Annotated in this window: 13 protein-coding genes; 1 reads left to right on the top strand and 12 read right to left on the bottom strand. The window is 50.3% G+C overall.

All coding sequences use genetic code 11. The features are described from left to right. Position 1: 1 nt before the first annotated feature. Genes rimO through uppP form a run of 3 tightly spaced genes read right to left on the bottom strand, consistent with a single transcriptional unit; the run spans position 2 to position 4,858 of the window. Complete coding sequence (gene rimO / locus ACQY69_RS01575) at positions 2–1,363, bottom strand: 30S ribosomal protein S12 methylthiotransferase RimO (protein ID WP_428258049.1); 1,362 nt, start codon at positions 1,361–1,363, stop codon at positions 2–4. Further along, a complete protein-coding gene (locus ACQY69_RS01570) occupies positions 1,360–3,984 on the bottom strand; it encodes a DNA translocase FtsK 4TM domain-containing protein (RefSeq protein WP_428258047.1) in 2,625 nt (874 codons plus the stop codon). The genes rimO and ACQY69_RS01570 overlap by 4 nt, the downstream gene beginning before the upstream one ends. Before the next feature lie 37 nt (positions 3,985–4,021). After that, positions 4,022–4,858, bottom strand: coding sequence for an undecaprenyl-diphosphatase UppP (uppP, locus tag ACQY69_RS01565; protein ID WP_428258046.1), 837 nt, complete (start codon positions 4,856–4,858; stop codon positions 4,022–4,024). Positions 4,859–5,122: 264 nt separating this feature from the next. Here uppP and ACQY69_RS01560 point away from each other — a divergent pair, with 264 nt between their 5' ends. Beyond that, complete coding sequence (locus ACQY69_RS01560) at positions 5,123–6,130, top strand: aspartate-semialdehyde dehydrogenase (RefSeq protein WP_428258044.1); 1,008 nt, start codon at positions 5,123–5,125, stop codon at positions 6,128–6,130. Between the two features lie 323 nt (positions 6,131–6,453). Here the strand turns inward: ACQY69_RS01560 and ACQY69_RS01555 are convergent, their stop codons facing one another. From ACQY69_RS01555 to coaD, 9 genes are all read right to left on the bottom strand, one after another. Next, positions 6,454–9,117, bottom strand: coding sequence for a cation-translocating P-type ATPase (locus ACQY69_RS01555; protein ID WP_428258042.1), 2,664 nt, complete (start codon positions 9,115–9,117; stop codon positions 6,454–6,456). Between the two features lie 568 nt (positions 9,118–9,685). Continuing rightward, positions 9,686–10,666, bottom strand: a complete 981-nt coding sequence (locus ACQY69_RS01550) for a DMT family transporter (RefSeq protein ID WP_428258041.1) — start codon at positions 10,664–10,666, stop codon at positions 9,686–9,688. A gap of 3 nt (positions 10,667–10,669) precedes the next feature. Beyond that, on the bottom strand, positions 10,670–11,011 hold the full coding sequence (locus ACQY69_RS01545; RefSeq protein ID WP_428258039.1) for an arsenate reductase family protein: 342 nt from the start codon (positions 11,009–11,011) through the stop codon (positions 10,670–10,672). A gap of 112 nt (positions 11,012–11,123) precedes the next feature. Beyond that, positions 11,124–11,309 carry a 50S ribosomal protein L32 gene (gene rpmF / locus ACQY69_RS01540; protein WP_428258038.1) on the bottom strand — a complete coding sequence of 62 codons (186 nt, stop codon included), beginning with the start codon at positions 11,307–11,309 and terminating at the stop codon, positions 11,124–11,126. A gap of 206 nt (positions 11,310–11,515) precedes the next feature. After that, positions 11,516–12,718: an acetate/propionate family kinase gene (locus tag ACQY69_RS01535; protein ID WP_428258036.1), complete on the bottom strand. Its 1,203-nt coding sequence runs from the start codon at positions 12,716–12,718 to the stop codon at positions 11,516–11,518. Between the two features lie 112 nt (positions 12,719–12,830). After that, positions 12,831–14,036 (bottom strand): nucleotidyltransferase, encoded by a 1,206-nt coding sequence (locus ACQY69_RS01530; RefSeq protein ID WP_428258034.1) that lies wholly within the window; start codon positions 14,034–14,036, stop codon positions 12,831–12,833. Positions 14,037–14,043: 7 nt separating this feature from the next. Continuing rightward, positions 14,044–14,973: a hypothetical protein gene (locus ACQY69_RS01525; RefSeq protein ID WP_428258032.1), complete on the bottom strand. Its 930-nt coding sequence runs from the start codon at positions 14,971–14,973 to the stop codon at positions 14,044–14,046. 57 nt (positions 14,974–15,030) lie between these two features. Beyond that, a complete protein-coding gene (locus tag ACQY69_RS01520) occupies positions 15,031–15,600 on the bottom strand; it encodes a hypothetical protein (protein WP_428258030.1) in 570 nt (189 codons plus the stop codon). 9 nt (positions 15,601–15,609) lie between these two features. Next, entirely contained in the window at positions 15,610–16,098 is a 489-nt protein-coding gene (gene coaD / locus ACQY69_RS01515; protein ID WP_428258028.1) for a pantetheine-phosphate adenylyltransferase, read from the bottom strand. Positions 16,099–16,113 lie beyond the last annotated feature (15 nt).

Genomic DNA, 16,113 nt, shown 5'->3' with positions numbered 1-16,113 from the left:
ATTATTCCTCCATCCTTTCCAAAAAATCGCCCACCAGATCATAGTCGAAGGCGTCCGTTATACGGACCCGCACGATCTCACCTGGCCGCAAAAGGGCATCTGCTCTGAAAATAACGGTATCATCTATCTCCGGAGCATCATATACCGTCCTGCCGATATACGCTCCTTCTTCATCTATGTCGTCTATCATGACTTCAATAGTATTTCCCACCTTAGCCTCGTTTATTTCCCTGGAAATCTCAAGCTGCCGCCTCATGACGGCATCAGCTCTCATGGCCTTTACGTCCTCATCTATCTGATTTTCCATGTCACCGGCCACAGTGCCTTCCTCCCTGGAATAAGCGAAGACCCCCAGTCTTTCGAACCTCGCTCCTTCCACGAAATCCAGCAGCTCCTCGAAATCAGCCTCGCTTTCACCTGGGAATCCGACGATCATGGTCGTCCTTATATGTATATCCGGTATGGCCTCCCTCAGCCTGGCGATGGTCCCGCGAATGCTTTCAGATGTGGATCGCCTGTTCATGGCCTGCAGCACATTATCCGAGATGTGCTGCAGCGGGATATCCATGTAATTGCATATCTTTTCCTCCGATGCCACTGTCTCTATCAGCTCATCGGTGATCTTGTCCTCGTAACAATACATGAGCCGTATCCACCTTATACCGTCCACCCGGCACAGACTTCTTAAAAGCTCCGGCAATGCCAGCTTTCCATAAAGATCCCGGCCGTATTCAGTTACATCCTGGGCGATCAGCACCAGCTCCCGGCAGCCACGCGCCGCCAGCATTTCCGCCTCGGCCACGATGTTTTCTGCAGGTCTGCTCCTGTAGCCGCCCCTTATCTGAGGTATGACGCAATAAGCGCAGCAGTTGTCACAGCCTTCGGCTATCCTCAGGGTCGCGGTATAAGGGTTTTCATCCAGGTGGCGTGCGGAAAACTCGGTGAACGTTTCCGGCTGGCAGCTGAAATTCCTGCTCTGACTGCCGCTGCCGGCTCTGAAGTTTTCCACTATCTCCGGGAACCTCTCGTAATCGTTGACACCGAGAAATATATCGACCTCCGGCATCTCATCAGCAAGCTGATCCTTGTACCGCTGTGACAGACAGCCTGAGACTGCCAGCAGCTTCCGTGGCTTTCCCTGCTCCGGTGATGTCGCGTCCTCTACAAGCCTTGCCATATCGAAAATGCGATCGATAGACTCCTGCTTGGCGTCGTTGATGAATCCGCATGTGTTCACCAACACGATATCGGCCTCCGCCGGGTCGTCAGTCAGCTGATGGCCCGCGGCCTCCCAGATCCCTCCTATTCCCTCCGAATCGTTGAGATTCTTCGGGCATCCCATCGTCTCTATATACAGCTTCATTCTTCTTCCATATCCTTCGTGTTTTCCTGCATGTTCATCAGATCCTCCTCGGATATCAGAACCTGTCTCGGCCTGCTTCCATCCGACGGACCGACGATCTGCCTGTCTTCCATCATATCTATTATCCTGGCGGCTCTGTTATATCCTATCCTGAACCGTCTCTGGAGCATGGAGACCGATGCCTGCTGAGCCTGTACCACCAGTTCGATAGCGTCGGGCAGCAATTCGTCCTCCAGATCCCTGTCTCCCTTTTCGGCGTCAGGCATATTGGCCCGCTCTATGGAATCCATCACATTCTCTGAATACTCAGCTTCCTCCACCTGGTCCTTCACGAACTCTATCAGGTCATTGACCTCCTTGTCGGAAATGAAAGCGCCCTGTACCCTCACAGGTTTGCCGCTTCCCAACGGGTTGAAAAGCATGTCGCCCTTTCCTACCAGTTTCTCCGCTCCCGACATATCCAGGATAGTCCTGGAATCAAATTGGGATGACACCGCGAAGGCTATCCTGGAAGGGATATTAGCCTTTATCACACCCGTTATGACATCCACCGATGGCCGCTGAGTAGCGACTATCAGATGCATCCCTGCCGCTCTGGCCTTCTGAGCCAATCTGCATATGGATTCCTCCACCTGAGACGGAGCCGCCATCATCAGGTCGGCCAACTCGTCTATGATGATGACTACCTGCGGCATGACGCTCTCTTCCTCGCCCTTGCCTGCCATCTTCTTGTTATAGCTGGCCAGCTCCCTGACCCCTTCCTCGGCGAACTTTTTATATCTGTCATCCATCTCAGCCACAGCCCAGTTGAGGGCCGCCGCAGCCTTGGCCGGTTCAGTGACCACCGGTATCAGCAGATGCGGTATACCATTGTAGTTAGCCAGCTCCACTACCTTAGGATCTATCAGCACCAGCTTCACCTCGTCAGGACGTGCCTTGTAGAGGATGCTGGCGATTATACTGTTGATGCACACGCTCTTTCCCGAACCTGTAGAACCGGCTATCAGCAGATGAGGCATAGTCTTCAGATCCGCTACGATGGCCTTGCCGGCGATGTCCTTGCCGACAGCGAAGGTGATCTTGGACTGGGACTTCTTGAAAGCCGCCGAATCTATGATCTCTCTGATAGTCACCATATTTATCCGCTCATTCTCTATCTCTATGCCCACCGCCGGTTTTCCCGGGATAGGAGCTTCTATCCTTATGCTCTTGGCTTCCATATTGAGAGCTATATCGTCGGACAGGTTCTTGATCCCCTTGACCTTCACACCACTGTTAGGATGGACCTCATATCTGGTGACAGCCGGTCCCTGAGTCACATTGGTGACCTGAGCATCTATGTTGAAGCTGTGGAGAGTCTCTTCCAGCTTCATGGCTTTGGCCCTCAGCGAGCTCTCCTCTTCGGCAGGATTTCTCCCCTTCCTGGCTGGTTTGTTAAGCAGATCTATAGGTGGGAATCGATAGCTTTCCGACGATGACACAGTGACATTGAAGTCTTCCTCCTTCAGCATGCTCTTCTCAGCCTCCGCCTTAGTCAGCTTTTCCTCCATCTTCTTCGGGGAAAAACCGCCTACTATTATAGGCGTACCAAAGCCTTCACTTTTTATATCGTCTTCGTTCCCATCGTCAAAGGTCCCGCCTTCACGTTCTCCGCCGCGACCTCTTCCAAAACGATCATCGCGGGCCTCTTCGTCTCTATCGCCTGTGCCGATTCCGTTCTTTTTCTCCCTGTCTTCACCCAGGGAAAAATCCAGTATCTCGTCTTCCTTTTCCTGTTCAGGCCCTTCATCCCTTATATATCCCAGTATCTTCTTCTGCCGTGCCGTCATGCGGCTCCGTTCCGCCGCCTCCACGGTCTCAGGCCCGTATCCGGCCATCCTCTCACGCTCTGCCTGCTTCTGCTGCTGCCTTCTTTCCAGCTGCTCTGCCTTTCTCTCCAGTTTTTCCTTTTCACGTTCCGCCTGCATCTCCCTGCGCTTCTCACGTCTTTCCTTAGCCTTCTCGAAGAAGCGGGATACAGGTGTATTCATTATCAACAACAGGCATATGAAGATCACCACGATGGAAAAGATGTAAAGTCCCGGCACTCCCACCAGACTGACTATCATCTTGCCCACCATCATGCCGAAGGCTCCACCATCATCGAGAGCCATACCGTTGTTGTAATAAACGGATACGTTCCAGAACCGCTGGTTCAATATCGCCTCATCTATGAACCTCGCCGAGTTTATCAGAGAGATCATCAGAAATATTATGAGCAGCAGCACTGCCGACTTGACACCTACATGGATAGTCTTTCTCATGAACAGCAAAACGCCGTATAATATAAAATAATACGGCAGTAAATGCGCTGCAAAACCAAACAGTCCTTTGAAGAAATGAGACAGCGACAGTCCTATGGAGCCTGCCGCCTCTGTCTGGAACGCGATTATGAAAAAGATCCCCACAGCCACCAGAATGATAGCAACGATCTCATCTCTGACGCTGCTGTTAAGTTTTTTCGAATCAGGAGCCGCGGCACTCTTTCCCGCCTTTGCTGATGACGAACTCTTCCTGGTCGTCGTCTTCCTGTTGCTCCTGCTGCCCGAAGATCTCGCGGGCTGCTTTTTTTTTCCCTTCATGGATTACCTCTGAAAATATGACTTATCGCCGCCGGCACTATGCGAACATCAGCGCGTAAACGATGACTGCTATACCCAGCGCCCATGTATAGATGGAGAATCCCATCAGATTTTTATTGGACACCAGCTTTATCATGGCCTTGATAGCGATCAGTCCCGCGACAGCCGAAACGATCACACCGACTAATACCGGCCCTATCAGCGACATATCCATCCCCGCTTTAAAAGCATCCGGAGCCTCCACTATCACCGATCCAAGGATAGACGGTATAGAGATCAGGAACGCGAACTTTACCGCGAACTCCCTGTTGAGCCCCGTTATCAGGCCACCAAACAAAGTCGATCCGGACCTGGAGATCCCCGGACATATAGCCACACCCTGCATCAATCCCACGAAGAAAGCGTGTCTGAACTTCATTTCCTTTATTCCCTTATTGCTTTTTCCCATCCTTTCAGCGATGACCAGGATAGTACCTGTGATGAGAAGGCCTGTCCCTATAGCTATCAGCGAAAGATAGAGAGCATTGAACAAATCATTGAAAAGCAGTCCTATTATGGCTGTCGGTATGGTTGCCACGATTATCATGAATCCCAGCCTCCTGGTAGGATTCGCATTGACTCTGAGGCCCTTTCCCGTACAGATGTCCTTGATAACAGCCCCCAGTTCCTTGATCAGATCCACGATATCCTTCCAATACACGATGAATACTGATATCAGCGTACCCAGATGGAGCAGCACCGCAAAAGGCAACACGTTCTCTGCATCTATCCCGAAAAAGTATTGTAAAAGCGCTAAATGGCCTGAACTGCTTATAGGCAGAAACTCCGAAAGGCCCTGTGCCAGTCCCAAAATTATCGCTTGAATATACGTCATGTTTCGATCCTCCTGACTTTTTTCATACTCACTCGATTATACCATAATATCCCGTTGATTAATATGAAAATTTGCCTTTTCCACTCAGTCGTTATCTTGCTGTACATCAACGAGAAATTCTCCTCCAAAATCCGCCCCATCCCTTTACATTTCGTAGCATTTAGAGTAGTATAAGGAATAGTAGCGAAATTTTTAAACAATGGAGAATTCTGAGAATAAGAATATAATATAACAATCAACTATATAAACCAGGAGGTCATTTTTATGAAAAGAAAACCAAATATCGCAGTCGTGGGGGCCACGGGAGTGGTAGGCTCCACATTTTTGAAAGTCCTCGAGGAAAGGGATTTTCCTTTTGACAACATCTACATGATGGCATCGGCCAAGTCGGCTGGGAAAAAATTGACCTTCAAGGGAAAAGAATACACTGTTGAGGAGCTGACAGAGCATTCCTTCGATAAACCGATTGACATAGCTCTGTTTTCGGCAGGCGGCTCCACCAGTGCTAAATTCGCACCTATCGCCGCCTCCAAAGGCGTCGTGGTAGTCGACAACAGCAGCCAGTGGAGAATGGATGAAAACGTTCCTCTGGTCGTTCCCGAAGTGAATCCTGAGGACATCAAATGGAACAAGGGCATCATCGCCAACCCTAACTGCTCCACCATCCAGGCTATGGTCGCGTTAAAACCGCTCCAGGATAAATACGGTATAAAGAGAGTGATATACTCTACCTACCAGGCTGTTTCCGGCTCCGGAGTCAAAGGCATCAACGACCTGAAAAACGGCCTTGCGGGAAAGGATGACGACCTTCAGGCCTATCCTCACCCGATCGCCGGCAACTGTCTGCCTCATATCGACGTCTTCACCGAAAACGGCTATACCAAGGAAGAGATGAAGATGATAAATGAAACCCACAAGATCTTGGGCGACGACGATATTAAAGTGACGGCGACTACCGTAAGAGTCCCTGTATTCGACTCCCACAGCGAATCCATAAACATCGAGCTGGAAAAACCATTCGAACTGAACGACGTAATTGAGCTTTTCAAGAACTCGCCGGGGATCATCGTTCAGGACGATGTGGAAAACAACGTATATCCGCTGGCCAGAGACGCCGCCGGTACCGATGAAGTCTACATAGGAAGGATCAGGAGAGACTTCTCCATCGATAACGGCCTCAATATCTGGGTAGTAGCCGATAACATCAGGAAAGGCGCTGCCACCAACGCTGTCCAGATAGCCGAACAGCTCCTGAAAGAAATGGACGACTGAGTCATCCGGCAGACAACACTGACAAACCGATAATTCTAAAAACGTGTCCGCTCCGGACTTTCCGGACAGACACGTTTTTTATTCCGCTATTTTTCATTTTTTCCATTTGATTTGTACTCTTCTGATGATTTTCTTTCAATTCCAGTATAACAAGCTGCCTGCCAAATCGCGATTTTAGCGGAAGATCTATACGTGATTTACATCAGCATCATGAAACCCGTATAAAAATCAACCCTTCAGCCCCGTTTTTCATCTCATCTCATATACGGGATCCCTTCAACTTAACCGATTCCCGTATAAGTCCGGCCCGATCTTATATCGCTCTATTTCCCCGATACCTTAGTCTGTATCAGCTTGATAAGCTGTATCACAGGAAGATTGAGGAAAGCCAGCCCGTATACCGTCAGAAGCTGCGGGAGACCCAGAGTCTGCACTTTGAAGACACTGCTCAAAGCAGGGACTGCTATGGCCACCGTTATCAGCACGAACCCCAGCAGGAACGCGCCGATGAGATACTTGTTATTCCAGAATCTCTTAGTGAAAATCACCGGCCTGTCGGATTTACAGTTGAATCCGTGGAAAAGCCTGCTGGTACACAGCGTGCCGAAAGCCATGGTGCTTCCCAAGAGAGCACTTCCGCCCAGCTCCGAAGCGGTGAACCAGCCGTTGAGCCCTATGAGGAAGGCCAATACTGTCATCACACATATGGAAACTCCGCCTATCCCGATCTTGGCCAAAAACTCCTTAGTCAGGATGGATTCATTGGCAGGACGTGGTTTTTCCTTCATCAGCTCTTTGCTGTGAGGTTCGAGCCCCAGCGCGATGGCCGGCAGACTGTCCGTCAGCAGGTTTATGAACAGCAGATGGACCGGCGCGAAAGGCACAGGCAGCGCGCATACAGACGCGAACAGCACTGTCAATATGGCGCCGAAGTTACCGGAAAGCAGGAACTGTATCGAATGCTTTATGTTCTTATAGATATTCCTTCCGTTTTCCACGGCTTTCACGATAGTGGCAAAGTTGTCGTCCGTCAGCACCATGGCAGCCGCGTCCTTAGAGACCTCGCTTCCCGTTATGCCCATAGCCACTCCGATATCAGCCTGTTTGAGAGCCGGTGCGTCATTGACGCCGTCTCCCGTCATTGCCACGATATTGCCCTTGTCCTGCCATGCTCTGACGATCCTTATCTTATGCTCAGGAGAAACTCTGGCGTACACGGAAATACCCTCCACGTAATCCTTAAGCTCCTCGTCGTCCATACTGTCTATGGAAGAGCCTTCGCAAGCTTCCGATTCATCCTTCAGTATACCTATCTTTTTCGCTATGGCAGCAGCCGTTATCTTATGGTCGCCCGTTATCATCACAGGCTTTATCCCGGCGCTGATACATTCAGCCACCGCCGCCATCGATTCCTCTCTCGGAGGATCCATCATTGAGATGAGGCCCAGGAATATCATTCCGTCTTCATCCTCTGTCCCCGGTTCAAAACCATTTTCTGTCTTTTTATACGCGAAAGCCAGCACTCTCAGGCCATTTCTGGAAAACTGGCCGTTGCACTCTTCTATAGCCTTCATATCTTCCGCGTTTATGGCTCTCACACCTTCCGGCGTCTGTATCTCCGTCACTCTCTTCAGCAACACGTCTACAGCGCCCTTGGTTATCATCACATTTTCAGCTCCGCCGAAAAGCTCAGCGTATTTGTCTCCAAGCTTATGGCACGTAGACATGAGCTTCCTGTCGCTGTCAAAAGGGATCTCCGCTGTCCTTGGACATCGATCGCGCTCCACATCGTAAGGTGCTCCCAGCTTCGCCCCCACATTTATCAATGCCGTCTCTGTCGGATCACCGATCTCCTTGCCTTCCGCTATAGTCGAATCGTTGCACAGCATGCTGGCGGCCAGCAGCTCCCTTTCTTCGCTTCCGGAAAGGTCTATATCATGAGCCGATATGCGGCGTCCGTGGACATAATAATCCTCCACCGTCATCTTGTTCTGAGTAAGTGTCCCCGTCTTATCGGAACAAATGACCGATACGCTTCCCAGCCCTTCAACAGCCTGCAGCTTTCTTATTATCGCGTGTTCCTGCGCCATCTTCTGTGTCCCGAAGGAAAGGACGATGGTCACTATAGAGCTCAGCGCTTCCGGTATGGCAGCCACAGCCAGCGCCACAGCGAACAGGAAGGCGTCTCCGATCGCTTCTCCTCTGAATACGCTGATACCAAACAGGATCCCGCAGAATATCAATATCAATATGGAAAGCTTCTTGCCGAAGTTGTCCAGATTGACCTGAAGCGGAGTCTTCTTTTCAGATGTAGTCTTGAGAAGTGTGGCTATTTTACCAACCTCAGTCTCCATACCTATGGATGTCACCAGGAATTCTCCACGTCCGTAAGTGACAAAGCTTCCTGAATATACCATATTGAGTCTGTCGCCCAGCGGTACAGTATCTTCGATGACAGCCGCATCCTTTTCTACTCCCAGGCTCTCTCCCGTAAGAGCGCTCTCATCTATTTTCATTCCTGCATTGGTGATGATCCTGCCGTCAGCCGGTACGAAATCTCCGGCCTCCAGGCTGACCAGATCCCCCACCGTTATCTCTGAAGCCGGTATCTTGATAAACGTTCCTCCTCTGAACACCTTGGCTTCTGGAGCCGACATCTTCTTCAGGCTGTCCAGCGACTGTTCCGCCTTCACTGTCTGGACCGTCCCCAGTATGGCATTTATGGTTATCACCACCAATATGACTACGGTACTTTCCACATCGCCCAGGATCCCTGATATTATCGCTGCGAATATCAGGATTATCACGAGAAAATCCTTGAACTGCTCGAAAAATATCCTGACCGTGGACTTTTTCTTTCCTTCCGCCAGCTCATTCGGTCCGTACTTTTCCCTGTTGGCAGCTATCTGCCCATCACTAAGAGGCTCAGTGCTGCCATTGACCTCCATCATTACCTCTTCTCCGGTCATTTTATAAAACTCGTTCATCCTGTTCTCCTCCCGGTTATTATTATGTCCATATGCGCCCGGCGATAATATTTGCCACGCCATAAAAAAAGACCTTTACCGCATATGAGCTATGCAATAAAAGTCTCGCAATTTCATTACGCACCGGATGATAACTCATCGCGCTGACGGCAGCGTAAACACTTCCGTGTATGCTACTCCCTTTCATTGATCGTTGTCCGGCAGCGCCGGACATATAGGTTATCCAGCGACCTCTGTCCGTCGTACGAAGTACGACATCAGGAAGCTGGGCTTCATTGATCGTTGTCCGGCAACGCCGGACATATAGGTTATCCAGCGACCTCTGTCCGTCGTACGAAGTACGACATCAGGAAGCTGGGCTTCATTGATCGTTGTCCGGCAACGCCGGACATATAGGTTATCCAGCGACCTCTGTCCGTCGTACGAAGTACGACATCAGGAAGCTGGGCTTCATTGATCGTTGTCCGGCAGCGCCGGACATATAGGTTATCCAGCGACCTCTGTCCGTCGTACGGAGTACGACATCAGAAAGCCTGGATTCATTGATGTTATGATATCTTTATTTTCCCTACATGTCAATATTTTCTTTCGCCTCAGGAACAGTTTTCACCGTTCCAACACTTAGAACATCGTCGGGAAGCTGGGATACCACGATAGCCGCAAACATCAGACCGCACCCTATGTATTCATGGACCGCTAACACTTCTCCGAAAAATATCCATCCCGAAAACAGCGTGAACACCGTCTCCATAGCCATTATCAGACACGCCAGATTGGGATTGGTGAGCTTCTGCCCTATGGTCTGGAAGGTATATCCTACAGCACAAGCTATCACCCCGGCATATACCACGGGAAAGAGCGCCGACCGCAGCGCGTCCCATGTGATATCCGCCATCAGAAACGCAGGTATCAGCCCCAGCAATCCGGCCACGATGAACTGACTGCACGTCAGCAGGGCCGGATCCACCTTTTTCACGAAATGATCTATGGCATGGATGTGGAAGGCACACAGGAAGGCCGCGATGAACATCATCAGATCACCAAAAGTTATGGCTTCGATGCCACCGAACAGACACAGCAGGTAAAGACCCGCCAGACCTATGATCACACCTGTCCAGAGATTACGCGTCGTCTTTTTCCCCATAAAAAGGCCTAATATGGGTGTTATGAAAATATACAGGGCCGTTATGAAGCCGGCTTTCCCCACCGACGTATACGGCAGACCTATCTGCTGCAGCAATATGGTCGTCCCAATCAGAAGACCGCAGCAGAGGGCGCACTTGATCACTGCCGCGATTTCAGGTTTCCCGGTGTTCACCGCACCGCCTTCGTCTTTGTCCCCGGCCTCCATCGCCTCATTTTCCCGCCTGATCGCCCGCATTCTCATGCAGACTACAGGGATCATCACCAGTCCGCCCAGCAAACATCTGATGGCTGTGAAAAACAACGGGTCTATATATTTCAGTCCCTCCTTCTGAGCCGCCAGAGAGAAGCCCCACACGATAGCCGCCATGAATAGATATGCGTTCCCTTTAGCACTGTGTCTCATCTCCTAAAACGTCCACTCCTTCTCCCGGAATCCCACCAGGATCCTGTCCCCGTCTATCAGGATCGGCCTTTTGACCAGCATACCATCAGTGGAAAGCAGCTCGATCTTCTCCTCGTCGCTCATCTGCGGCAGTTTATCCTTGAGTCCCAGTTCCCTGTATTTCATACCGCTGGTATTGAAGAATTTCTTGACAGGATAACCGCTCCTGCCTATCCACGTTCTCAATTCCTCAGCAGTAGGGTTCTCCTCCACTATATTCCTGTCCTCGAACTGAACTCCCAGATCCTCCAGGTGCTTTTTCGCCTTTTTACATGTAGAACACTTAGGATATTCTATAAAAAGCATCGTTTCCTCCTTTCGACCGGGCGGCTGCTTTTATTCGCCGCCTCTCGCGCAAAAAGCGGTATCGCTACGCGATACCGCTTCATTCTTCCTATAACAATCCGTAACGCGTTCCTTACGCTTCAGCGGATTCCACAACATTCCTGCCGTCGTAATAGTTACAGTTAGGGCAAACTCTGTGTGGAAGCTTTGGCTCGTGACACTGCGGGCAGATGGAAAGTCCCGGTGCCTTCATCTTCATGTTAGCCGATTTTCTCTTGTCTCTTCTAGCCTTTGAAGTTTTTCTCTTAGGTACTGCCATGTTTTACACCTCCTTTTGCGCCGTTATCTATATGATAAATGCACTTGAATAAATGTCTATCAAATAATTCGCAACTTCTAAAGTATACCTTCCTTTAGCATACCTTGTCAATACTTATTTTACCGCCTGGCGAATATATCGCGGAAAAGATGCGAAAAGCATCATCCGGCATCATTCCGCCACCTGCGGACACAATCGTCTCCCGCTTATCTGCCCGTTACGATCTTATAAGTATCCCTTGCGATCATCAGCTCTTCATTGGTAGGTATCAGGATGATGGCTACCTTGGAATCCTCTCTGGAAATGATCATTTCCTTTCCTCTTACCTTGTTCTTCACCACATCCAGCTTGATTCCCAGATTACCCAGGTCATTACAGATTATATCCCTCATGGCGATATCGTTCTCACCTACGCCGGCCGTGAATACGATAGCATCTACACCGTTCATCTCGGCGATGTACGCTCCGATATAGAATCTTACCTTATGAGCAAATACTTTCAGGGCCAGCATAGCTCTTTCGTTACCTTCCTCGGCGGCAGCTTCCAGATCTCTGAAATCGCTTGAAACTCCCGATATACCCAGCACACCGGACTTTTTATTGAGGATTTCGTTTACAACGCCCTGGTCGAAGCCTTCCTTCTCCCTGATGTATGTCACGATAGCCGGGTCGATATCTCCGCTTCTGGTACCCATTACGAGTCCCTCCAGCGGAGTGAATCCCATTGAAGTATCTATGCACTTACCTCTCTTTATAGCCGTTACCGACGCTCCGTTACCCAGATGGCACGTTATCAGTTTCAGATCGTCCAGGTTCACGTTAAGTATATCCGACGCTCTTTCAGCGACATACTTATGGCTCGTTCCGTGGAATCCGTATCTTCTGATACCATACTTCTCATAGTACTCATAAGGGATCGCATAAATATATGATTCAGGAGGCATCGTCTGATGGAAAGCCGTATCGAATACAGCGACCATCGGTGTGTCCGGCATCAGTTCCTTGCATGCCGCGATACCCAGCAGATTAGGCGGATTGTGAAGAGGAGCCAGCTCTACACACTCTTCCAGCGCTTCGATCACAAGATCGTCGATGAGCACTGAATGAGCGAACTTTTCTCCCGCGTGTACCACACGATGGCCTACCGCTCCGATCTCGCTCATATTCTTTACAACGCCGTGGTTCTCATCCTGGATAGCCATGAGGACATGGGAAATAGCATCCTTGTGATCCTCCATAGGAACGATCAGCTGGAACTTCTCGTCCATCCCTATCTTCGTGTGGGTGATGACCGAACCTTCGATACCTATCCTCTCCACCAGGCCCTTGCACAGCAAAGCCTCGTTGGTCATATCCAGAACCTGATATTTCAGTGAAGAACTACCACAGTTGATTACTAAAACTTTCATTTCTATTCCTCCATTTTTTAATTACTAAAACAACTATATCATTATACCCTTTAAAAGGCCGTATTTCAATACCCTTAGCTATTTTCAAAAATTTTTGCTGTCCGTCCGGGCCTTACAGCATGGCCGGGCCCATGACCCTGTCAGAGAACTGATACAGATCCCGCCCCTTCAACACATTGTACATATCGGCAGCCAGCAGATCATACTTCAGCGTGTCAGCCACAGGGCTCCATAGCTCCCTCTCCTTATTTATATTGGTGATGACAGGCATGGATACCGCTCCGTCCTTTTTCAGCTGCGACAGCAGCGCTCTGCCCTTTTCTCCCGCCGCCAGCACCCTTCCATAGATCTGCCTCGGCGGCTCGTACACCTTCATTCCCATCAGGATGTAGATCACCAGTCTTCTGACAGTCGCCTCCGTGTACCTCCTGGATACTATCGACGATACGAATTCCTCCATAGAACCGGCTCTGACTATCTCCTTCTTCATTTTGTTTTCCAGTCCTTCTCCCATACAGTATATCTCAGCCAGCTGCCCCGCGCTGTTCCTCATCAGCTCGCTTTGCAGCAGCAGGAAGGCCCGTTCCTCTGCCCTGCGAGGATCCTCGGCAGCCCAAAGATCCGAGACCACGTTGTCCGGGACATAGTCCGCCGCCAGTTCCCTGTCGCTGGCCATCATCATCTTCCTGAGAGCCGATGCTCCCGCAAAGCCCTCCTTTCTGTTCACATCTCCATATCCCGAACCGAAACGCCTGACCGCATGAGCTTGTATCGTCGTTCCTTGTCCGCGCCAGTATCTTATACGCCTCAGATACTCCATAGCCAGTATGTTGTTAGGCTTGTCCATAAGAGCCGCCGTCTTTTCGCCGATCACGCGGGCCACGGCCTGACGGTAAGCCCTGACGAAAGAGTCGCCTCTTTTCATCTCCAATGCCCTCAGCTCATCTATCTCCCTGCTGCGCTGGTCCAGCGCCGTGACCAGCTCCTCCAGCTGCTCCAGCTGTCCCGTCTCGCTCCCGAAAGCGATATCTGTGACACCTGCACCCTTCAATATATCCACAGCGCCTGAAGCGAATATGCTTCCCCGTGAGCAGGCGAAGACAAAAGGCAGCTCCAGCACCAGGTCGGCTCCGTTTTCCACCGCCAGCCTGCTCCTGGTCCACTTGTCCATGACAGCCGCTTCTCCCCGCTGAGTGAAATCACCACTCATGACGACCACCACGCGATCGGCCCCTGTCTGTTCCACGGATCTTCTGAGATGATATCCGTGCCCGTTGTGGAACGGGTTGTATTCCGCAGTTATTCCTAATACTTTCATAATGAAATCATAACACAAAGAGCGTGATAAGGAAAGCGGCAGCCGCCGCAAAGATCCCATGAGTCAGCTTGCTCACCATAAGGTACCCCAGCGTCACTCCTGTACCGGAAAGCATGCTCATAGACTGCCCCATCACCGAAAGCCCTCCCCAGGACAATATGAACGCACACAGGACACATTTGACCGAGCTGGTGACAGAAATGCCCTCCGCCACAGCCTCACAGCCCACTGTCATCTCAAAGAACCCTTTTATGAGCGCCCGCACGGCCTGATCGTCTGTCATGGAAAAGAGGCCGCTCATATGGAACAGGTCTGTAAGGAACATGAACAGGACTATATATGCCAGCACGATGGCCAGAGAACGGAAAGACATCAATATGGCATCGGTGAAAGATTCCTGCATCCCTCTTCCTCCACGTTTGCTGTCACTGATCGGCGCCGGAGGTCCTCCGCTTTCTCTTCCCAGCAGTCTCGTGTACAGGATCCCGTTGACCAATGCTCCGATATAATGAGCGGCGGCGATTATCCCGCCCAGCGTCCCCGATCCCAGCATACCCGCTCCCACTGCTCCTACCATGAATGCCGGACCTGAAGTGCTGCAGAAGCTCATGAGCCGCTTGGCCTCCGTCAGAGATATCTCTCCTCCCCGCCGCAGATCGCCAACGATCTTGGCGCCCATAGGATATCCTGACAGCACACTCATGGCAAAGGGAAAAGCTCCTGATCTTAACATCCTTATTATACCGATATTCTGCAAAAAATTAGCGCAGATGAAAAAAGGGAGCAGCGCCGGCAGCACATCGCTGGCCCACAGCGATATTCCTCTCCTGGCGGAGGCCAGCGCGATGGACGGGAAGGCCACCATGAGGACACAACAAGCCATCGTCACGGACCCCGCTATCAATATACGCTTTTTACCAAATTTAAAAATACCCATGGTCTATCATATTGACCGACCACGGGTATTATGTGTATTCCTCATCGATTCTCGTCGTTATTCCTGTCCTTCCTCCTCTTCGGCAGGCGGCTGGGTGATATCTTCCGCATCCATCTGTGTCCTGTAAGCCATGTCCTTCAGCTCGTCTCTGTTAGCGGCCAGCGCCGAATTTATATCCTCAAAGGCTTTCTCGATACTGGTGAACATCTCGCCGAAATATATGGAGCTGAGATGCTCCATCTTCCCCTGGAAGCTGAACAGAATGCTGTCCAGATAATCGTAGGTGCCTATCTTAAGCTGCTTGGCAGTGTTCTCCGTCACTCTCATCAGCTCGTCAGCCCGCATCTTGGCTTTTACCGTAATATCATTATTCTCAACCAGAGCGTCAGCCTGCTTCTGAGCGTCTTCAATGACCGCTTCATACTGAGTCCTTGCTTCAGCTATGATGCGTTCTCTCTCGTTCTTTATCCACTGAGCCTGCTGTATCTCATCCGGGAGCTCAGCCCTTATCTCTCGAACTATCTCCAGCAGTTCCTGAGAGTCGACCATGATCTTTCCCGTAAGAGGAAATCCTGCCGCGGTATCAACTATTTCTTCGATTTCTTCCAAAAGTTCCAAAACTCTCATAATATCCTCCTATTTATCACCAATCAACTCATCCATCTTCCGTATTATCTCACCGGGTACCAGCCCTTCTATAGAACCTCCCAATGAATGTACCTCCTTTATCATGCTGGAGCTTATAAAAGAGTACTTGGGATCAGTCATGAGAAAGACGGTTTCAACGGTTTCGTCAAACAGCCTGGCGTTCATCTGCGCCATCTGTATCTCGTATTCAAAATCCATGGTCGCCCTGAGGCCTCTAACGACGACGTTGAAGCCATTGGCGTTGACGTATCTGGCCAGAAGTCCTGAAAAGCAATCGACTCTGACATTTTTCAGATGTCTCAGCGATTCCTCTATCATATCCTTCCTCTCATCGAGAGAAAAAACACATTTTTTGGAAGGGTTGACTATTATTCCTATTGTAAGTTCATCGTACAGCTTGGCCGCCCTCTCTATGATATTGAGATGCCCGTTAGTGAGCGGATCGAACGAGCCGGTATACAATGCCTTTGTCTTCATATGTAAGTCCTCCCA

This window comes from Gallibacter sp. Marseille-QA0791, from assembly GCF_965119705.1.
Taxonomy (GTDB): Bacteria; Bacillota; Clostridia; order Peptostreptococcales; family Anaerovoracaceae; genus Lentihominibacter; species Lentihominibacter excrementipullorum.
Note: the sequence above shows the minus strand (reverse complement) of the source record. Positions and strands in the feature narration are given on the sequence as shown.